The 20,062-nt window shown below is 67.4% G+C and carries 19 protein-coding genes; 4 read left to right on the forward strand and 15 right to left on the reverse strand.

Going from position 1 to position 20,062, the window contains the following annotated elements:
• Positions 1-9: 9 nt before the first annotated feature.
• The 7 genes from rsmA to EDF74_RS00640 all read right to left on the reverse strand — a co-directional run bounded on the left by rsmA (position 10) and on the right by EDF74_RS00640 (position 7,816).
• Positions 10-840 (reverse strand): 16S rRNA (adenine(1518)-N(6)/adenine(1519)-N(6))-dimethyltransferase RsmA, encoded by an 831-nt coding sequence (gene rsmA / locus EDF74_RS00610; protein ID WP_123728393.1) that lies wholly within the window; start codon positions 838-840, stop codon positions 10-12.
• Positions 837-1,817, reverse strand: a complete 981-nt coding sequence (pdxA, locus tag EDF74_RS00615) for a 4-hydroxythreonine-4-phosphate dehydrogenase PdxA (RefSeq protein WP_123728394.1) — start codon at positions 1,815-1,817, stop codon at positions 837-839. The genes rsmA and pdxA overlap by 4 nt, the downstream gene beginning before the upstream one ends.
• A 3-nt stretch (positions 1,818-1,820) precedes the next feature.
• On the reverse strand, positions 1,821-3,170 hold the full coding sequence (locus EDF74_RS00620; RefSeq protein WP_123728395.1) for a peptidylprolyl isomerase: 1,350 nt from the start codon (positions 3,168-3,170) through the stop codon (positions 1,821-1,823).
• Positions 3,167-5,596, reverse strand: coding sequence for an LPS-assembly protein LptD (gene lptD / locus EDF74_RS00625; RefSeq protein WP_123728396.1), 2,430 nt, complete (start codon positions 5,594-5,596; stop codon positions 3,167-3,169). Before lptD ends, EDF74_RS00620 begins: the two co-directional genes overlap by 4 nt.
• A 116-nt stretch (positions 5,597-5,712) precedes the next feature.
• Positions 5,713-6,624, reverse strand: coding sequence for a histone deacetylase family protein (locus EDF74_RS00630; RefSeq protein WP_123728397.1), 912 nt, complete (start codon positions 6,622-6,624; stop codon positions 5,713-5,715).
• A 34-nt stretch (positions 6,625-6,658) separates the two neighbouring features.
• Positions 6,659-7,213: a cob(I)yrinic acid a,c-diamide adenosyltransferase gene (locus tag EDF74_RS00635; RefSeq protein WP_123728398.1), complete on the reverse strand. Its 555-nt coding sequence runs from the start codon at positions 7,211-7,213 to the stop codon at positions 6,659-6,661.
• Positions 7,214-7,231: 18 nt separating this feature from the next.
• Positions 7,232-7,816, reverse strand: coding sequence for a hypothetical protein (locus tag EDF74_RS00640; protein ID WP_123728399.1), 585 nt, complete (start codon positions 7,814-7,816; stop codon positions 7,232-7,234).
• 94 nt (positions 7,817-7,910) lie between these two features.
• Here EDF74_RS00640 and ubiH point away from each other — a divergent pair, with 94 nt between their 5' ends.
• Positions 7,911-9,116 (forward strand): 2-octaprenyl-6-methoxyphenyl hydroxylase, encoded by a 1,206-nt coding sequence (ubiH, locus tag EDF74_RS00645; RefSeq protein ID WP_123728400.1) that lies wholly within the window; start codon positions 7,911-7,913, stop codon positions 9,114-9,116.
• The gene (locus tag EDF74_RS00650; RefSeq protein ID WP_184996997.1) at positions 9,095-10,288 is read left to right on the forward strand and encodes a UbiH/UbiF family hydroxylase; all 1,194 of its coding nucleotides are present in this window, start codon (positions 9,095-9,097) and stop codon (positions 10,286-10,288) included. The genes ubiH and EDF74_RS00650 overlap by 22 nt, the downstream gene beginning before the upstream one ends.
• Before the next feature lie 9 nt (positions 10,289-10,297).
• Here the strand turns inward: EDF74_RS00650 and EDF74_RS00655 are convergent, their stop codons facing one another.
• The 4 genes from EDF74_RS00655 to EDF74_RS00670 form a co-directional block, all read right to left on the reverse strand.
• Positions 10,298-10,693 (reverse strand): EF-hand domain-containing protein, encoded by a 396-nt coding sequence (locus tag EDF74_RS00655; protein WP_123728402.1) that lies wholly within the window; start codon positions 10,691-10,693, stop codon positions 10,298-10,300.
• A 115-nt stretch (positions 10,694-10,808) separates the two neighbouring features.
• Entirely contained in the window at positions 10,809-11,855 is a 1,047-nt protein-coding gene (gene rlmM, locus EDF74_RS00660) for a 23S rRNA (cytidine(2498)-2'-O)-methyltransferase RlmM (RefSeq protein WP_121042813.1), read from the reverse strand.
• 24 nt (positions 11,856-11,879) lie between these two features.
• Entirely contained in the window at positions 11,880-12,440 is a 561-nt protein-coding gene (locus tag EDF74_RS00665) for a nucleoside deaminase (protein ID WP_123728403.1), read from the reverse strand.
• A gap of 202 nt (positions 12,441-12,642) precedes the next feature.
• Positions 12,643-14,391, reverse strand: a complete 1,749-nt coding sequence (locus EDF74_RS00670) for a glutamine--tRNA ligase/YqeY domain fusion protein (RefSeq protein WP_123728404.1) — start codon at positions 14,389-14,391, stop codon at positions 12,643-12,645.
• 191 nt (positions 14,392-14,582) lie between these two features.
• On the opposite strand from EDF74_RS00670, the gene EDF74_RS00675 reads away from it, so the two are divergent.
• Both EDF74_RS00675 and msrA read left to right on the forward strand, forming a co-directional pair.
• The gene (locus EDF74_RS00675) at positions 14,583-14,849 is read left to right on the forward strand and encodes a DUF2007 domain-containing protein (RefSeq protein ID WP_123728405.1); all 267 of its coding nucleotides are present in this window, start codon (positions 14,583-14,585) and stop codon (positions 14,847-14,849) included.
• Positions 14,850-14,879: 30 nt separating this feature from the next.
• Positions 14,880-15,533 (forward strand): peptide-methionine (S)-S-oxide reductase MsrA, encoded by a 654-nt coding sequence (gene msrA / locus EDF74_RS00680; protein WP_184997144.1) that lies wholly within the window; start codon positions 14,880-14,882, stop codon positions 15,531-15,533.
• 209 nt (positions 15,534-15,742) lie between these two features.
• On the opposite strand, the gene EDF74_RS00685 is transcribed toward msrA, so the two are convergent.
• The 4 genes from EDF74_RS00685 to ahpF form a co-directional block, all read right to left on the reverse strand.
• The gene (locus tag EDF74_RS00685) at positions 15,743-16,705 is read right to left on the reverse strand and encodes a transaldolase (protein WP_123728407.1); all 963 of its coding nucleotides are present in this window, start codon (positions 16,703-16,705) and stop codon (positions 15,743-15,745) included.
• Positions 16,706-16,757: 52 nt separating this feature from the next.
• On the reverse strand, positions 16,758-17,165 hold the full coding sequence (gene rnk, locus EDF74_RS00690; protein WP_123728408.1) for a nucleoside diphosphate kinase regulator: 408 nt from the start codon (positions 17,163-17,165) through the stop codon (positions 16,758-16,760).
• 137 nt (positions 17,166-17,302) lie between these two features.
• On the reverse strand, positions 17,303-18,259 hold the full coding sequence (gene oxyR, locus EDF74_RS00695; protein ID WP_123728409.1) for a DNA-binding transcriptional regulator OxyR: 957 nt from the start codon (positions 18,257-18,259) through the stop codon (positions 17,303-17,305).
• A 91-nt stretch (positions 18,260-18,350) separates the two neighbouring features.
• Complete coding sequence (gene ahpF / locus EDF74_RS00700; protein ID WP_123728410.1) at positions 18,351-19,943, reverse strand: alkyl hydroperoxide reductase subunit F; 1,593 nt, start codon at positions 19,941-19,943, stop codon at positions 18,351-18,353.
• Positions 19,944-20,062: the final 119 nt, after the last annotated feature.

The raw sequence follows: 20,062 nt of genomic DNA on the forward strand, positions 1-20,062 counted from the left end.
GTGGCGCGCTCAACCTTGCGGCGCGTCAGCCTCGTACGGGGCGTTGGCCAGCGCGATGAACTGCGCCACGTCCAACTGCTCGGCACGGGCATCGCTGCGCACACCGGCCGCCTCGAACTGCTCGGGCGTGCACACGTTCTGCAGCGCATTGCGCAGGGTCTTGCGGCGCTGCCCGAAGGCGGCCTTGACCACGTGGGCGAAGCGCTTGCGGTCCAGGATGCCGACCGTGGCCGGATCCCGCGGCACCAGCCGCACCACCGCCGAATCGACCTTGGGCGGCGGGCGGAACGCACCCGGCGGCACCACGAACAGCGAGGTCACCTTGCAGAACGCCTGCAGCATCACGCTCAGTCGGCCATACACCTTGCTGCCCGGATCGGCGGCCATGCGGTCGACCACTTCCTTCTGCAGCATGAAGTGCATGTCGGTGATCACCGCGGCGTGGTCCAGGGCATGGAACAGGATCGGCGAGGAGATGTTGTAGGGCAGGTTGCCGACCAGGCGGATCGGGCTGCCGGCGGCCAACTCGGTGAAGTCCACCTGCAGCACGTCGCGGTGGATGATGGTCATCTCGCCCAGCGGCTCGGCGGCGGCGGCCAGCGGGCCGACCAGATCCCGATCGAACTCGATCACGGTCAGCTTCGGGTGGCGGCGCAGCAGCGGCAGGGTGATCGCGCCCTGGCCGGGGCCGATCTCGACCAGACGGTCGCCGTCTTTCGGGCTGACCGCCAGGACGATCTTGTCGATATAGCTGCGGTCGGCGAGGAAGTGCTGGCCGAGCTGCTTCTTGGCGGGGCCGGAGAAACCGGGGGCGCCGGAGGAGGAATACGAAGAAGTCATGACACCAGTGTACGTTGGCGCGCCAGCCGGGCACACAGCGCGGTGGCAGCGAGGAGGCTGGAAGGGTCGGCCACGCCGCGGCCGGCCAGGTCCAGGGCGGTGCCATGGTCGACCGCGACGCGCGGGTAGGGCAGGCCCAGGGTGATGTTGACGGCCTGCTCGAAGCCGCTGTACTTGAGCACCGGCAGGCCCTGGTCGTGGTACATGGCCAGCACCGTGTCGAACCCGGCCAGCTTGGCCGGCAGGAAGGCGGTGTCGGCCGGCAGTGGCCCGACCAGGTCCATGCCCTGGGCGCGCAGGCGCTCCAGCAGCGGGATGATCAGGTCAAGTTCTTCGCGGCCCAGGTGGCCGTCTTCGCCGGCGTGCGGGTTGAGCCCGAGCACGGCGATGCGCGGCGAGGCCAGGCCGAAATCGCGCTGCAGGGCGTCGTGGACGATCTGCAGGGTGAGTGCCAGACCATCGGCCGTAATCGCATCGGCGACCGCCCGCAGCGGCAGGTGGGTGGTCGCCAGCGCCACGCGCACGATGTCATTGGCCAGCATCATCACCACCGGCGAACGGGCCTGGTCGGCCAGCAGTTCGGTGGTGCCGCTGTAGGCGATGCCGCCCTCGTTGATGACCGCCTTATGCACCGGGCCAGTGACCACGCCGGCGAGTTCACCGGACAGGCAGGCCTGACCGGCCTGACGCAGCGCGCCGATCACCGCCCCGGCGTTGGCCGCGTCCGGCGTACCGAAGCGCGACGGCACGGCATTGGGGACCGCGCGCAACGGCAGATCGCCCGGCTGGCGGGCGATGGCATCTTCAGGCAGGAGCTGCAGCGGCAGCGACAGCGCCGCGGCGGCGGCGTGCAGGGTATCCGGGTCGGCGAAGGCGAGCAGCCGGCAATCAGTGCGCGGCTGCTGGATCAGACGGAGGCAAAGCTCCGGGCCGACCCCCGCCGGCTCGCCCGGGACCAGCGCGAGCTGCGGGAGCATCGATCAGGACTGCGGCGGGGTGGGGGCTGCGGCGCCAGCAGGCGTGTTGCCGCGCATGTCCACGTAGGCTTCGCCACGCAGTTCCTGCAGGAAGCGGTTGTACTCTTCCTCCAGCTTGCGACGGCCGATCGTTTCACGGATCTGGGCGCGCTGGTTGTCGGTGGTGGCATCGGTCTGGCGCGTGGCGACGCGCTGGACGATGTGCCAGCCGGCATCGGTGCGGAACGGCTGGCTGACGCCACCGTCGGCGACGCCTTCAACCTGCTTGCCGAAGTCCGGACCGAACGCATCGACCGGGAACCAGCCCAGATCGCCGCCCTGGCCCTTGCTGTTGTTGTCTTCCGAGGATTCCTTGGCTACCGCATCGAACTCCGCGCCGCCGGCAATGCGGGCGCGCAGGGTATCGATCTTGGCCTTGGCCGCGGCGTTGTCCTGCTGGTCGGTGATGCGGACCAGGATGTGGCGGGCGTGGTACTCGGTGATGCTCTGACCACCGCCGGCGGTGGCGTTGGCGTCACGCACCTCGACCAGCTTCAGCAGCTGGAAGCCGCTCGGGCCACGCAGCGGACCGACCACGTCGCCGGACTTCATGTCTTTCATCATCTGGGCGAACGCATTCGGGATTTCATCCAGCGAACGCCAGCCCAGGTCGCCGCCTTCCAGCGCGTTGGGGCTGTCCGAATAACGGACCGCCGCGGCGTTGAAGTCGATCTCGCCCTTGTCCAGCAGCGCCTTCACGCCATCGGCCTTCTTCTGGCCGGTGGTGATCTGCTCGGCGGTGGCCCCTTCGGGCAGGCCGATCAGGATGTGCGCCAGGTGGTACTGGGTACCGACGGTGGCCTGCTGCTTGAGCGCGCCATCCACTTCGCCTTCGCTGACCGAGATGCGGCTCTGCGCAAAGCTCTGGCGCAGGCGCTGCACGGTGATCTCGTCACGGACCGAATTGCGGAAATCGTTGAAATCCAGGCCGTCGCTGGCCAGCCGCTGGCGCAGGGCATCCAGGGTGGAGCCGTTCTGCTGGGCGATGGCGTTGATCGCCTGGTTCAATTCCTGATCGCTGACCTTGATGCCACTGCTCTCAGCGCGGGCGACCTGCAGCTTGACCAGGACCAGGCGCTCGAGCACCTGGCGGTTGAGCACGTCATCGGGCGGCAGCTGGTTTTCGCGACCGGCGTACTGCGCTTTGATGTTCTGGACGGCACGGTCCAGTTCGCTCTGCAGCACGACGTCCTCATCGACGATCGCCGCGATGCGGTCCAGACGCTGGCTCTGCTGTGCCATTACCTGCAACGGGGCCGTCGCGGAGGAGACCGCCAGCAGGGAGGCAAGGAGTACGGGAAGGGTCTTGGTCATGGGATCAGATTCGGATCGTAGTCATCGCGGGCCGCACCGGTGTTGCTGGGCGGCACCAGATAGAGGTCGTCTCGGTAGTAGCCGAGAATAGCACGGCGCAAGGTGCGGTCCGTGTTCTGGCCGATGGAGCTCAGGCCCTTGAGCACGAACTCGATCTGGAAGGAGTTGTTGAGCTCGCCTTCGCGGTTGCGGACGTAGCGGCGGGCGATGGCGCGAACGGCCAGGCAGCAGCTGTCCCACTGCACGCCGCCGATGATTTCCAGCGGCGCGCGATCCTGGATGGAGTAGTAGTAGCGACCCACCAGGCTCCAGCGCTCGTTGAGCGGATAGAGGAAGGACAGGTCGGCCTGTTCCAGCAACTCGCTGCCGTTGGGGTTCAAGCGGTGGCGGTAGGTCAGGTTGACCACGCCATCGTTGGACATCAGGTAGCGCGCGCGCACGCTGGCCAGATCCTCACGCTTGTACTTGGGATCCCACTGATAGGTGGCGCCCAGGTTCCAGCGGTCGTTGATGGCGTAGTTGGCGTCCGCGATCCAGGCCGACTTGCCCTGTTCCACCGGGGTTTCGCTGCTGTTGAGGGTGACCCGGGAATCATCGAAGTACAGGATCTGGCCAATGCTGCCGGAGAAGCGCTCTTTGCCGGTGTCCTGGTCGATGAAGCGGGTGCTCACCGCCATGGTCAGCTGGTTGGCGTCATTCTGGCGATCGGCGCCGGAGTAGCGCGAGTCGCGGAACAGCTGGCCCCAGCTGAAGGTGAAGTCACGCGTATCGAATACCGGCAGATCGCTCTGGTCGCGGTACGGCGTACGCAGGTAGAACAGACGCGGTTCCAGCGTATGCAGGAAGCGCGTGCCGCCGATGGTGGTCTCGCGGTCGAAGAACAGCCCGGCGTCGATGGTTCCGATCGGCAGGCTGCGGCTCGGCGAGGTGTTGCCGCGCAATTGGTCGGGGGTGGCAACCGCCAACTGTTCCGGGGTCAACTGACTGCGGCGGATGCTGTCGGCGAGGCCACGTTCCAGGTCATAGCCGGTGTAGCGGTAGGCCAGCGTCGGGGTGACGTACCAGGCCGCGCCGCTGAACGGCATCGAGACATAGGGCTTGATATCGAGGCGCGAGCCACCGTCCATGCGCGTCGGCGGCAGGCCGTCGCGGACGTATTCGCCTTCGGCATCGATGATCTTGCCGTGCACGTCCAGATGCGTGAAGTTCACCGCTTCGGCATACACGCCGGTTTCCAGCCACGGCAGCAGCGGCTTGTCCCAGTTGACGAACAGGCGCGGCTGGCGCGCGTACGGCAGGGACGCTTCGGTCAGCGTGTAATCGGTGAGCTGCCAGTAGTCGGCCATCAGGCCGCCGGTCCAGTTCTCGCCGGTGCCGTAGATGCCGATCTGGCTCTGCAGGTTGGAGGTGGTCACGCCGAGCAGCTTGTTGGAGAAATCCTCCAGATAGCGCTCATCGCTGACCCAGGCCAGATTCGCACGGGCCTGCCAGTTGGCATTGATGTTGTGGTACCCGCCAAACTCCACGCGGCCGCGATCCTTGTCGCGCAGCTTGTCGTTGGGCAGGTAGGCGGTCAGCAGCTCGCCGCGCCCACCGTCGTAGAGATACCGGAACTCGTTGTCGAGCATGAAGCCGCGCTTGCTCATGTAGCGCGGCATCAGGGTGTCGTCGAAGTTCGGCGCCAGGTTCAGATAGATCGGCTGGGTGTAGTCGAAGCCGTTGCGGCCGGACAGGCCGATCTGCGGGTAGAGCAGACCGGTCTGGCGGCGATCATCGATCGGGAACTTGAAGTACGGCGCCCACAGCACCGGCACCTTGCCGATGCGCAGCACCGCGTTGCGTGCGGTACCGAAGCCGGCGTCGTTATCGACCTCGATCTGCGGGGCCGACAGCTTCCACACCGGCTGCGAGGGATCGCAGGTGGTGTAAGTGGAACGATGCATCTGGCCGACCGCACCCTGCAGGTCGATCGATTCGGCACCGCCATTGCCGCGGCGGGACACCAGCTGGTACTGGATGTCGCTGATCTTGTGGGTGTCGCTTTCCTGGTTGCCCTCGGCGCGACGGGCCTTCATCCGGATCGAGGAGTCCTGGTAGCGGACGTTGCCCTCGGCGACGTAATTGCCGCTCTCGGTATCGAAGCTCAGGTTGTCGGTCCCCAGGAACTGGTCACCGCGCTTGAGCGCGACGTTGCCCTGGTAGTTGGGCACCACGGAGGTGCCGGTGAGTTGGTCACCCTCGATATCGGTCGGCTGCTGGTCACGCGTCGCGGCCGCGGCTTTGTCAGCCTTGGGCGCATCGTCGAACACGGGCAGCACGTCGGTAACCGGGCACAGGCCCCAGTTCACCGGCTTGTCGTCGGCCAGGGCCGGCAGGCAGATGGCGATACTGAGGGGGAGGGGCAGCAGGCGGAGGGCTCGGCGCACGCGGTATCGGATTCGGGCGAAAACGGATCGTAGCTTGCCCCATCCCTTGCATAGGGGCAATGAAGGTCGCGCTGATGCAGGGGTCCGGGTTCATTCGCCACCCGGACCGGGCGGCGTCAGCGCAGCTGCCCGACGTGGGCCACGCTGCACTCGGCCAAGGCCTGCAGGTCGTAGCCGCCTTCCAGCATGGACACGATCCGGCCCGCGCCGTGGCGCCGGGCCAGGCCACGCAGCTCGGTGGTGATCCAGGCGAAATCCTCGGTTTCCAGCATCAGGTCGGCCTGTGGGTCGCGCATGTGGGCGTCGAAGCCGGCCGAGATCAGCAGCAGCTGGGGCCGGAAATCATCGATGGCCGGCAGCATCTCGTCGGCCCAGGTGTTGCGGAAGCGGAAGCCGCCGCTGCCCGGGGGCAGCAGGATGTTCATCAGGTTGCCGGCTCCGCGGTCCCGGCGCAGGCCGGAATTGGGGAACAGGCCGGCCTGGTGGGTGCTGTAGTACGCCACGCCAGGGTCGGCGATGAAAATGTCCTGGGTGCCGTTGCCGTGGTGGACGTCGAAATCGACGATGGCGATCCGCTCCAGCCCGTAGCGATCGCGGGCGTAGGCCGCGGCGATGGCAATGTTGTTGAACAGACAGAAGCCCATCGCGGTGCTGGCACTGGCGTGGTGGCCGGGCGGGCGCACCGCGCAGAACGCGACCGGATCACTACCAAGCATCACCGCATCGACGGCCGCCACCCCGGCACCCGCGGCGTGCAGGGCCGCGCTGGCTGATCCGGGCGAGGTCATGGTGTCCATGTCGATCAGGCGCAGTGGCTCGGTCTGCGGCGTGAGCACCAGATCGATCAGTTCGCTGTCGTGCACCCGGGCCAGCTCGCCGAGCTTGGCCGGTGGGGCCTCGCGCCAGTCCAGCTGGTCCGGATAGGCCGCCTTGAGCGCATCCAGCACCCCCTGCAGGCGCGCCGGGCATTCGGGATGGCCGCGGCCGGGATCGTGTTGCAGACAGGCGGGGTGGGTGAAAACCAGCATGCGGGCAGAATATCCGGTGGGGCGGCAGGGCCGTTCAGGCGTGGCGGCGCTCGTGGCGCCAGAGCACCTCGCCGTGGCCGTCGGCGCGGGCCAGCACGCGCGCGAGCACGAACAGCAGGTCCGACAGACGGTTGAGGTAATGCAGCGCTTCCGGGCGGACCGTCTCCCGGCGCGCCAGCGTGACCGTGTCGCGCTCGGCCCGGCGCACGATGGTGCGGGCCAGATGGCAGCGCGCGGCCGCTTCACCGCCGGCCGGCAGGATGAACTCCTTGAGCACGGGCAGATCGGCGTTGTAGTGGTCCAGCTGCTGTTCCAGCGCCTGGATGTCGGCAGCGTGGATGGCGGCATGGCCGGGGATGCACAGCTCGCCGCCCAGATCGAACAGCTGGTGCTGGATCACCGTCAGCAGCGCGCGGACATCCTCCGGCAGCGGCACGGCCAACAGCACGCCGAGCGCCGAGTTGGCCTCATCGACCGTGCCATAGGCGGCCACGCGGGCATCGTCCTTGGCCACGCGGCTGCCATCGCCCAGGCCGGTGCTGCCATCGTCACCGGTGCGCGTATAGATGCGGGAAAGGCGGTTGCCCATCGGTGAGCCCGGCCGCGCTCAGTGCAGCACGTCGCGGCGCGCCTGCAGCAGCTTGCCGACCTGCTCGGTCGCCAGCTGCAGGGCGGCGGCCAGGCCGACATAGACGGCGGCCGTGCGCAGGTACGGCAGGAACCAGTCGCCGTAGTTCTTCGCCCAGCCATCGACGGTAGGGGCTGCCACGCTGTCGCTGGTCCAGTAGAAGCCGCCCTGGGCGAACAGATGGCAGACCGCGACCGCCGCGACCAGCAGCAGGGCGCCCTTGCCCAGCGCGGCCCAGGTAGCACTGTGATAGCCGCCGCGCAGGAGCATGCCGCCGCTCCACATGGCGAAGTACGCCGGGAGCAGCATCCAGTAGCCGGGGGAGACGCAGTAGTGCTGCCAGAAATCCAGGCCGCTGCGCCGGATCACGATCCAGTCGACCAGCACCGCCAGCGCCATCAACACGGGGAACGCCCAGCGGGTCCACGCGCGCAGATAGAAGCCGCCGATGAAGAACACCGCCCAGGAGGCATCCGGAATCGCCGCGAAATGGTTGACCCGGGTTGCCGCCATCAACAGCACGAGCACGGACAGGACAAAGGCGCGTTGGGCAGTGGAGGTCATGGCGGTGACGGGTGAGGGCAGACATTCATTCTAGCGCCTGCTGCGGCAGCCCGCCGCACGCCGCCGGAACGGGCGAACCCTTATCATGGCGGGCATGAGTGAACGACATGATGTAGTGATCGTAGGCGGCGGGCTGGTCGGTGCCAGCCTGGCCATTGCCCTGGACCGTGCCGGCCGCGATGTCGGCCTGGTCGAGGCCTCGCCGCTGGGTACCCTGCCGGCGGTGTTCGACCAGCGCAACCTCAGCTTTGCTGCCGCCACCGTCAATGCGCTGACCGCGCTGGGCGTGATGCAGATGCTGGCCGGTGCGCCGGGGGCGATCACCCGTATCCATGTGAGCCGCGCCGGTGACTTCGGCCGCGTGCAGATGGAGGCCGCTCAGTATCAGCGCCCGTGGTTCGGACAGGTGGTGGTCGCCCGCGATTTCGGCCAGGCGCTGGAAGCGCGGCTGGACACGCTGACCCACCTGACCCGCTATCGCCCGGCCCGGTTCGTGCGCCTGGGCGCCACGGTGGACGGCTACCGCCAAGTGTTCATCGCCGAGGACGGCGGCGAGCGCTGCCTGCTGGCGCGGCTGGTGGTCGGTGCCGACGGGACCCGCAGCGGCGTGCGCGAGGCGCTGGGGATCGAGGTGGACGAGCATGATTTCGAGCAGACCCTGTTCGTGTCGCGGGTGCGCGCCGCCCGTGCGCCGGACGGCACCGCGTACGAGCGCTTCACCGACACCGGCCCGACCGCGTTGTTGCCGCGTGGCGATCGCCATTTCGGTGCGGTGCACGGTGTTGCCCGCGACCAGGCCGAGGCAGTGATGGCGCTGGACGATGCGGCGTGGGTGAGCCGCCTGCAGGGTGCGATCGGCTGGCGTGCCGGCCGGTTGCTGGAGAGCGGGCCGCGCAGCGCCTACCCGTTGGTCCAGGTGCTGTCGCAGGCATTGGTCGGTGAGCGTGCCGTCCTGCTTGGCAATGCCGCACAGACCATCCATCCGCTGGGCGCACAGGGCTTCAACCTGGGCCTGCGCGATGCGCTGACCCTGGCCGAACTCGTGGCCGATGCCGACGATGCCGGCAGCGATGCGCTGCTGCGCGAACACGTGTCACGGCGTCTTGAAGACCGCGAGCAGACCATCGCCTTCTCCGGTGGGCTGGCGCGATTGACCAGCAACCCGGCACCGCTGATGCGGCCGCTGCGCTCGCTTGGGTTGTTGGCCGCACACGCGACGCCGATGCAGTCGATGCTGGTGGGCGGCGCGATGGGCTTCCGTGGCCAGGTGCCGGCGCTATGCCGCGGAGCAGGCCTGTGAGCCGGCGTCCGCAGGATGTGGTGGTGGTCGGCGGCGGTGTGGTCGGTGCGGCCTGTGCCTTGGCCCTGGCCGATGCCGGGCTGTCGGTGACGCTGGTTGAAGGCCGCGAGCCGGCCGCCTGGCAGCCGCAGCAGCCGGATCTGCGCGTGTATGCCTTCGCGCCGGACAACGCCCAGCTGCTGGCCGCGCTCGGCGTGTGGCCGGCGGTGACTGCCGCGCGTGCCTGTGCCTACCGCCGGATGCGGGTCTGGGATGCGGCCGGCGGCGATGAACTGCGTTTCGATGCCGATACGCTCGGCCGTGAACAACTGGGATGGATCGTCGAGAACGATCTGCTGGTGGACCGCTTGTGGGCGGCGCTGCCGGCGGCCGGCGTGCAGCTGTGCTGCCCGGCCCGGGTGGAAGCGCTGGAGCAGGACGCCAACGGGGTGCGCCTGCGCCTGGACGACGGCCGTCGGCTGGAAGCATCGCTGGCGATCGCCGCCGACGGTGCCGAATCCACCCTGCGCCGACTGGCCGGCCTGGAGGTCAGCCGGCATGACTACGCCCAGCGTGGCGTGGTTGCCTACGTGGATACCGAAAAAAACAATGAAGCCACCGCGTGGCAGCGTTTCCTGGTCACTGGGCCGCTGGCGGTGCTGCCGATCAGCGCGCAGCGCAGCTCGATCGTATGGACCCTGCCCGATGCCGAGGCCGAGCGCGTGCTGGCACTCGACGAGAGCGCCTTCGGCCGTGAGCTCACCCATGCCTTTGCCGGGCGGCTGGGGGCGATGACCCTGGCCTCCAGCCGCGCGGCCTTCCCGCTGCGCCGCCAATTGGCGACCGGCTACGTCGCCGGGCGCGTGCTCGCGCTCGGTGATGCGGCGCATGTGGTGCATCCGTTGGCCGGGCAGGGCGTCAATCTCGGCCTGCGCGATGTCGCCGCGTTGCGGACGATGGTGCTGGCCGCACAGCAGCGCCGCCAGGACTGGATGTCACCGCACCGCCTGCAGCGCTGGGCACGCGAACGCCGCAGTGAAAACACCGTCGCTGCGTACAGTTTCGATGCGATCAACACGGTGTTCTCCAATGATGAGATGCACCTGACCCTGGCGCGCGGTCGCGCGCTGGGCTGCGCCGGCAAGCTGCCGCCGCTGGTATCGATGTTCTGGAAGCGCGCGGCGGGGTTGTGACCCGCGCGCTCAGTCGATCAGCCAGCCGGCCAGATCGGCGCGGTCCAGCGTGCCGCGCCGCTTCACGTCCAGCGCGTTGAATTCATCGGCCAGCGTCGGGTTGGCCTGCGCCTCGGCGCGGCTGATGAATCCGTCGCCGTCGACATCCAGCGCCGCGAACGCGATACGGTATTGACCGACCACGCTCACCGGCTGCACCGATCGCACCGTCACCGCGGCTTCGCCGGCCGGTGCGGCCAGCGTCACCTGATGGGTCACCTCACCCTGCGAGAGCGGCTGCGCGCGCACGCTGGCCGGCACCTCGCGCAGCGGCTCGCTGACCGCCGGAGGCGGCGTGCGGACCTGGGCCAGGGCAAGCGTGGGCAGCAACGTCAGCAGCAGGGTGAGGCTGGATCGGCGTCGCATGGAAACTCCGTATATCTGAGGTGGGGGCGCCGGGTGCCCGGCGCGTGCTTCGATCATTGCCACGCGTTGCGCGGCCAGCCGGGCATGGCCCGGCTCTACCTGTGGTGCGCGTGGGTCAGCGCAGCGGCGAAGCCAGCACCGTGATTTCTTCGCGGTCGTGATACAGCTGCTTGGCGCGCAGGTGCAGCGGTTTGCCGGCCTGCTCCTGGAACAGCTCCAGGCACAGGCGGGTTTCATCCCAGCGCTTTTTCATCGGCAGCTTGAGGTTGAAGATTGCATGCTTGCACCAGCCCTCACGGAACCAGGTGGCCATGCGCTCGGCCACGCGGCGCGGCTGTTCGACCATGTCGCAGACCATCCAGTCCAGCGGGGTCTCCGGCTGCCAATGGAAGCCATCGGCGCGCAGATGTTCAACCAGCCCGGTCTCCAGTACGTGCTCGCGCAACGGGCCGTTGTCCACGCTGATCACCTTGACGTGCTGGCGGGTCAGCACCCACGTCCAGCCACCCGGTGCGGCGCCCAGATCGGCCGCGCGCATGCCCGGCTTGACCAGCAGCTCGCGCTCTTCCGGCGTCATCAGGGTGAGCAGGGCTTCATCCAGCTTCAGCGCCGAGCGCGAAGGCGCATCGGGCAGCAGCTTCAGGCGCGGGATGCCCAGCGGCCACGGCGCGCTGTCGCGGGTATCGGCCACGCACACAAAGGCATGGCGACCGTCGACGAAGACGATGTGCAGGCGCGGCAGGCCGGTGTTCGGCTTGTCGGTCAGCAGGCCGGCCTTGCGCAGCGCCGGGCGCAGTGCATTGCCGAACGCGCGGGCCAGGCCGGCCAGCGGCTTGCCTTCGTCCGAGTCCGGATGCTCGACCCACATGTCGCCGAAGCGTTGCTGCCCCTGAAGCGCGGCAATGATCGGGGTGATGCGGTCGGCGGCATCGAGCTGCGGCAGCTCGGCCAGCACCTGCAGCTTCTGCCGGGCGAAGATCAGCGAGCGCCAGGACAGGGCCTTGGACAGCGCCGCGCCTTCCTCGGTGACGAACACCACGTAGCCGTCATTGCGCTGGGTGCGCGCATAGCCGGCCACGTTGGCATACGCCGCGCGCTCGGACAGCTCGGCGGCCAGTTCCGGTTCAAAGCCCTGGCGGCACAGACACAGCAGGCCGCTCATCGCATCGCGCCCGAAGCGCGGACATCAGTAATGGGCACCGTTGATCTCTCCGTACTGGCGCAGGACCGCGCGTGCAGCGTCGCGCTCGATGTCGCGCACGACCTCGATGCCGCGCTTGTTGAGTTCGCCGATCCAGTCCGCCGGCAGCGGACCCTCGTCGAACGGGGTGAGTTCTTCCACGTCCTGTGCGCTGGCACCGATCAGCAGCCGATCGATACCGGCCCAGATGGTGGCGCCGTAGCACTGGCAGCACGGCTGCGAGGAGGTCGCCAGAGTGATCGGCGACAGCACATCGTTCAGGCGCGGGGTCTGCAGGCGCTGCTGGGCCAGCATGTAGGCCATGTTCTCGGCATGCGCCAGCGAGGTCGTATGCGGGACCACGCGGTTCACGCCGGCGGCGATCACACGATGGTCCGGCCCAAACACCACGGCGCCGAACGGGCCGCCGGTCTGCGCCTCGACATTCAGGCGCGACAGTTCGATCGCCAGCGCGACCTTGTCGGCATCCTCGGGATAGACACGGCCCAGATCGATCTGGTCGTGGATCCAGGCGGGCAGGGTGAGATGGACTTGCGCGTACAGCATCGGGACATGAACCTCTTCAAAGATGGAGCAGCGGCAGTGTATCGGGCCGCGCGTAGGGATGCCGTGCCCGCGCTGAACACGGCCACGCGCACGCCGGCGCAGGGCTGCGCCGGTCGCAGGGGAGCTGGAGCGCAGGCCCTGCCATGGCAGGGCCGCGTAGGTGACATCGGGCGGCCGGTGCCTGGCACCGGCCGGGTGCAGCTTACGCCGACCAGGTGTCGCGCAGGGTCACGCTGCGGTTGAACACCGGCTTGGCCGCGGTGTGATCGCGGCGATCAGCGACGAAGTAGCCGGTCCGCTCGAACTGGAACGACTGTTCCGGCGCGGCGGTGGCCGCGGCCGGCTCGACATAGCCGGTGACGGTGCGGCGCGAGTCCGGGTTGAGGTAGTCGCGGTAGGTCTTGCCCTCGGATTCGTCGTCCGGGTTGGCCACCGAGAACAGACGGTCGTACAGGCGGATTTCGGCCGGCACCGCGTGCACGGCGCTGACCCAATGGATGGTGCCCTTGACCTTGCGATTGGCGCCTTCCATGCCCGGGCGCGATTCCGGATCCAGCCAGCCGCGCAGTTCGGTGATGGTGCCATCGGCATCCTTGATCACCTCATCGCAGCGGATGATGCCGGCCCCGCGAAGGCGCACTTCGCCGCCCGGTACCAGACGCTTCCAGCCCTTTGGCGGGACGTCGGCGAAATCCTCGCGCTCGATCCACAGCTCGCGTGCGAACGGCACCTCGCGGGTCCCGAACGCCTCGTCCTTGGGATGGTTGGAGAAGGTCAGGGTCTCTTCGTGACCTTCCGGCAGGTTGGTCAGCACCAGCTTGACCGGATCCACCACCGCCATGCGGCGTGCGGCAGCACTGTCGAGGTCTTCGCGCAGCGCGCCTTCCAGCACGCTGAAGTCGATCAGCGAGTTCTGCTTGCTGATGCCCACGCGCTCGGCGAACAGACGCATTGCCGCCGGGGTATAGCCACGGCGACGCAGGCCCTGCAGGGTCGGCATCCGCGGATCTTCCCAGCCATCCACCAGCTGCTCGGTGACCAGCGCCATCAGCTTGCGCTTGCTCATCACCGTGTAGTTGATGTTCAACCGCGAGAATTCGATCTGGCGCGGCTTGGCAGCTTCACGCGGCAGGCCGCGATCGACCAGCGGCTGGGTCAGCGCATCGTGGTGGGCGAAATCAACGTTGTCCACGCACCAGTCGTACAGCGGGCGGTGGTCTTCGAACTCGAGCGTGCACAGCGAATGGGTGATGCCTTCGATGGAATCGCCCAGCGCATGCGCGAAGTCGTACATCGGGTAGATCGGCCACGCAGTGCCGGTGTTCTGGTGTTCGACGTGCTTGATCCGGTACAGCGCCGGGTCGCGCAGGTTGATGTTGCCGCTGGCCATGTCGATCTTGGCGCGCACGGTACGCGCACCATCCGGGAACTCGCCCGCGCGCATGCGGCGGAACAGGTCCAGGTTCTCTTCGACGCTACGATCGCGGAACGGCGACGGACGGCCCGGCTCGGTGAGCGTGCCGCGGTAGGCGCGCACTTCCTCGGCCGACAGGTCGCACACATACGCCTTGCCATCGGTGATCAGCTTCTGCGCGGCCAGGTAGTAGGCATCGAAGTAATCCGAGGCATGCCGCAGCTCGTTCCAATCAAAGCCCAGCCAGCGCACGTCATCCTGGATCGCGGCCACGTACTCCGGATCTTCCTTGGCCGGGTTGGTGTCGTCGAAGCGCAGGTTGCACACGCCGTTGAACTCACCGGCGATGCCGAAGTTCAGGCAGATCGACTTGGCATGGCCGATGTGCAGGTAGCCGTTGGGCTCGGGCGGGAAGCGCGTCTTGATCGCGGCATGCTTGCCGGCGGCCAGGTCCTCGCGGACGATCTGACGGATGAAATCCCGTTTTTCCTGGGCTTCCGGAAGGGCGTCGGTGGGGGCGGCGGTAGGCTCGGACATGATGCGCGGTCGCAGTTAAAAGGCAGAAAGACCAACAGTTTAGCCTGTCGCAAGGCGACAGGCTAAACGGGTAGGTGCCGACCGTTGGTCGGCACGCCTTCCGCAGGCCGGCACCACCCGGCCCCTTCGGTGGGTCGGCACGCCTTCAGCCCCCGGGCGTATGCTGGGCCCATGCCCTCCGGAGCCGCCCCATGCACGTGATCTACCAGGCCGACAACCTGTTCGACGCCCATCTGGTCAAACACGCCCTGGAGGACGCCGGCATCCCCGCCTTCGTCTTCGGCGAATCGCTGCTGGGCGGCATGGGCGAGCTCCCGCTGTTCGGCGTCCTGCGCGTGTGCGTCCCCGATCTGGCCCGTCCTGAAGCGGAAGACATCGTCGCCCAGCTGGACTTGGGCGCGGCCCCGGACGACCCCATATTGGACGGAGACGAAAGCGCCGGCCTGTTGCCGGCCTAGGAGAACGCCATGTTGGGTATTGGAAACGGTCTGTTGGGCATCGGCGCCTTCAAGCAGCGCCTGCCGCGCCCGGAAGAAGCGTTGCCGGGCCGCGACCAGCCCCTGCCGCTGCTGCACAACCAGCATTACGTCAACAGCCACCCGCTGAAAGACAGCTTCACCGGCCTGGAGCGCATCCGCTTCGCGATGGGGTGTTTCTGGGGCGCGGAGCGCAAATTCTGGACCATTCCCGGCGTCTACTCGACCTCGGTCGGTTACGCTGGTGGCGTCACCCCGAACCCCACCTACGAAGAAGTCTGCTCCGGCCTCACCGGGCACACCGAAATCGTCGAGGTCGTCTACGATCCCGCCATCGTCACCCTCGAACGCCTCCTCCAGGTCTTCTGGGAAAGCCACGACCCCACCCAGGGCATGCGCCAGGGCAACGACACGGGCACCCAGTACCGCTCCGCGATCCACGCCACCACCCAGGCCCAGCACGACGCTGCCCTGACCAGCCGCGACGCCTACCAGCAGCGCCTCAACGACAGCGGTTACGGCCCCATCACCACCGATATCGTCTTCCCCGCGCCCGAGTACTACTACGCCGAGGACTACCACCAGCAGTACCTCGCCAAGAACCCCAACGGCTACTGCGGCATCGGCGGCACCGGCGTCAGCTGCCCCATCGGCGTGGATGCCTGAGAGCGGAGAAAGCCGACCAACGGTCGGCTCTACCACGTCTAGCAGACAGCCCTAGGCTCGCCGCGCTACTGCTCTCCCCAACGCACCACCCACACCGCGCCAACCCCAACGAAAGTGAGCCGTTGCCGTTGCCGTTGCCGTACGCGCCAAAAACAAAAGGCCCCGCATGAGCGGGGCCTTTTGTCGTGCAGCCATCCACCCGCCAGCGCTTACAGCCGCTCGCGGATCGTCTGCCGCAACGCCTCCAGATCCTTGGCGAACGCATCGATACCGCTGGCCAGCTTCTCCGTTGCCATCGGATCGGCCGCCAGATCCGCCGCAAACCGCGCCCCATCGATCGGCGTCACCTGCACCGACTCGGCCGCACCTGCCACCAGCCTGCGCGGCAGCGCACCGTGATCGGCGTCCAGCTTTTCCAGCAGATCCGGCGAAATCGTCAGGCGATCGCAGCCTGCCAGCGCCTCGATCTGCGCCGTCGAACGGAACGACGCGCCCATCACCACCGTCGGCGAACCGCGGCGCTTGAACTCGGCATAGACGCCGCGCACGAACACCACACCCGGGTCTTCATCGATGGTCGCCGGCGCCTGCCCGTTGGCCACGTACCAATCCAGGATGCGGCCCACGAACGGCGAAATCAGGAATGCCCCGGCCTCACTGCAGGCCAGGGCCTGGGTCGGATTGAAGATCAGCGTCAGGTTGCAGTCGATCCCCTCGGCCTGCAGCTGACGCGCCGCTTCCACGCCTTCCCAGGTCGCCGCGATCTTGATCAGCACCTTGCTGCGCGGCACACCGGCCGCCTCGTACATCGCGATGAACTGGCGCGCCTTGGCCACCGTCGCCGCCGTATCGTGGGCCTGGTCCGCATCGACCTCGGTCGAGACACGGCCCGGCACCAGCGTACTGAGCAGCGTACCCACGCCCACGGTCAGCCGATCGGCCACCGCGTGCACGATGGTCTCGCGCTCACCGGCCTGCTCACGACCCCAGGCCAGCGCCTTCTCGATCAGATCGGCATACACCGGCAGATCCAGCGCCTTCTTCACCAGGGTGGGATTGGTCGTGCAATCGACCGGCTTCAAACGCTTGATCGCCTCGTAATCGCCGGTATCGGCAACTACCACGGACAGATCACGCAACTGGGAGAGTTTTGACGGCGAAACGGTGCTCATTGCAACTCCTGGTACAAACGGTGGAGCCTGCGCGGATCGCAGCAGGCAGGGGTCAGGCGTGAGACGCGTGGTGAACGGCGGTCACGCGCAGGCGCAGCTTACGGCCACCCGGGGCGTCCCAGTCCATGGTCTGGCCAACCGACAGGCCCAGCAGGGCAGTGCCCACCGGTGCAAGGATCGAGACCTTGCCCTGTTCAACATCGGCTTCGCGCGGATAGACCAGCGTCAGCACGTGTTTCTCGTTCTGCAGCTCATCTTCGCATTCCACGCGCGAATGCATCATGACGGTGCCCTCGGGCATCGCGTCCGGCGCCACAACGGTCGCACGGTTGAGTTCCTGGGCCAGGGCGAGCGCGGCAGGCGTCTGCGCCACGGCGGGGGATTCGAGCATGGCATCCAGGCGGTCCATGTCGTGGCTTGAAACGATGATCGAAGGGGGCAGTCCGCTGGAAGTGGACATGGTGTAGCTCCTTGCGTGTGTGGAAGACCCAGTAAAAAGGCGGCGCCTGCTGGCACCGCCTCGTTCTATTGTGCTGACAATCGTAGGCGGATGCGACCCGTCCGGCGTATCGGCCCCGCCGGACAGTTCAGTCCGGCTCAGCCTGCGCGGGCGCTGCGTGTCTCACCGGCACCCGGGACATCAGTGGTTTCCAACGCAAACAGGCCCTGCGGCAGCCGTTTGAACTGCTGGGCCAGCTGCTCCAGGAAACCCGTCATCGCCGAACTGCGGCGCCAGGCCATCGCGATGCGGCGGCTGGGGCGGTCATCGCCGCTGAAATCCAGCAGGCGGATGTTCTCCGAACGCGGCACCGGCGGCTTGACCGAGAGCGTCGGCAGCAGGGTGATGCCCACATCGGCGGCCACCATCTGCCGCAGCGTTTCCAGGCTGGTCGCGCGGAACTCGGATTTTTCGTTGGCGCCGAACAGCCGGCAGACCGCCAACGCCTGGTCGCGCAGGCAATGCCCGTCTTCGAGCAGCAGCAGTTTCTGCGAGGACAGCTCCTGCACGTCCAGATGCTGGCGGCGTGCCAGTGGATGCTGCCCGGACACGGCCAGCAGGAAGGGCTCCTCGAACAGGAATTCCGCATGCAGCTGGTCATCGTCCAGCGGCAGCGCCAACAACGCTGCATCCAGCTTGCCTTCGCGCAGTCGCGCCAGCAGCTCGTCGCTCTTTTCCTCGACCAGCAGCAGCTCCAGCTGCGGGAAACGTTCGCGGATGTTGGGAATCACATGCGGCAACAGGTACGGCCCGAGCGTGGGGAAGATCCCCAGCCGCACCGTGCCGGCTTCCGGATCGCGGCTGCGCCGCGCCGCTTCCTTCATCTGCTCCACCTCGGCCACGATGGTGCGGGCACGCGCGGCCGCTTCCACCCCGGCCGGGGTCAGCATGACCTTGCGCGGTGCGCGCTCCACCAGCGGCAGACCCAGCTCGTCCTCGAGCTTGCGGATCTGGGTGGACAGGGTGGGCTGGCTGACGAAGCAGGCCGCAGCCGCCTTGCCGAAATGGCGGTGGTCGGCCAGCGCCACCAGATACTTCAAATCACGTAGGTTCATTTCCTTGGACCTCTCACGGTAATGGACCGGGTGATGGCGTGGCTTACCCAGCAGACAGACAGGGTTCCCGGCGAACCGGGAACCGGACGTTTCAGGCAGCTTCGGCGACAGCGCCGCTGCTCTTGGGAACGGAGGTTCGGATCAGGTGATCAAAGGCGCTCAGTGCCGCAGTGGAACCGGCGCCCATCGCGATGACGATCTGCTTGTACGGAACGGTCGTGCAATCGCCTGCGGCGAAGACACCCGGCACGCTGGTCTGGCCGCGGTCGTCGATCAGGATCTCGCCACGCGGTGACAGCGCCACCGTGTCCTTCAACCATTCGGTATTCGGCAGAAGACCGATCTGCACGAAGATGCCTTCCAGTTCCACCCGGTGCGAATCGCCCCCGACGCGGTCCTGGTAGACCAGGCCCGTCACCTTCTGGCCATCGCCCAGCACTTCCTGGGTCAGGGCGCTGGTGATGATGGTGACGTTGCCCAGACTGCGCAGCTTCTTCTGCAGTACTTCATCGGCGCGCAGTTTGTCATCAAATTCCAGAAGGGTCACATGCGTCACCAGACCCGCCAGATCGATCGCTGCTTCCACGCCGGAGTTGCCACCGCCGATCACCGCCACGCGCTTGCCCTTGAACAACGGACCGTCGCAATGCGGGCAGTACGCCACGCCCTTGTTGCGGTACTGATCTTCGCCGGGCACGTTCATCTGGCGCCAGCGCGCACCGGTGGACAGGATCACCGAGCGCGACTTCAGCGACGCGCCGTTGTCCAGTTTGATCTCGACCAGGCCGTCATCGCCGGCGGGGACCAGCGCGGTGGCGCGCTGCAGGTTCATGATGTCCACCTCGTACTCGCGCACGTGCTGTTCCAGCGCGGCGGCCAGCTTCGGACCTTCGGTCTCCGTGACGGAGATGAAGTTCTCGATCGCCATCGTATCCAGCACCTGGCCACCGAAACGTTCAGCGGCAACACCGGTGCGGATGCCCTTGCGTGCGGCATAGATCGCCGCGGCCGCACCGGCCGGGCCACCGCCGACCACCAGCACATCGAAGGCCGCCTTGGCACTGAGCTTTTCGGCATCGCGCTTGCTGCTGCCGGTGTCGAGCTTGGCCACGATCTGCTCCAGCGACATCCGACCCTGATCGAACACTTCGCCGTTGAGGTACACGGTCGGCACGGACATGATCTGGCGCGCTTCGACCTCGGCCGGGAACAGGCCGCCGTCGATCGCGACGTGGTGGATGCGCGGGTTCAGCACGGCAGCCAGGTTCAGTGCCTGGACCACGTCCGGGCAGTTCTGGCAGGACAGCGAGAAGTAGGTTTCGAACCGGTACTCGCCCTCCAGGTTGCGCACCTGCTCGATCACCTCGGCGGTGGCCTTGGAGGGGTGACCACCCACCTGCAGCAGCGCCAGCACCAGCGAGGTGAACTCATGGCCCATCGGCAGGCCGGCGAAGGCCAGGTGGATGTCCTGGCCCGGCGTGGTGAGCGCGAACGAGGGCGTGCGCTCGCTGCTGTCGCGGCGTACCTCCAGGCGGATCTGCGTGGAGAGCGTAGTCAGCGTGTCCAGCAGCTCGAGCATCTCCTGCGACTTGGCGCCGTCATCCGCGTGCGCCGTGATCTGGATCGGACGGGTGACACGTTCCAGATAGGTCTTCAGCTGGGACTGGAGGTTGGCATCCAACATCGAAAAACTCCTTGAATCAGGCAAGGGGACAGCGTCGACGCACCCCGCGGGTGCATCTGCGCGACATGGGGGTGAACCGAAACCGGCGCGTGGGGCACCGGCTTGGGTTCACCCCCATC

Origin of the sequence: Stenotrophomonas rhizophila (assembly GCF_003751305.1) — a bacterium.
GTDB lineage: Bacteria > Pseudomonadota > Gammaproteobacteria > Xanthomonadales > Xanthomonadaceae > Stenotrophomonas > Stenotrophomonas rhizophila_B.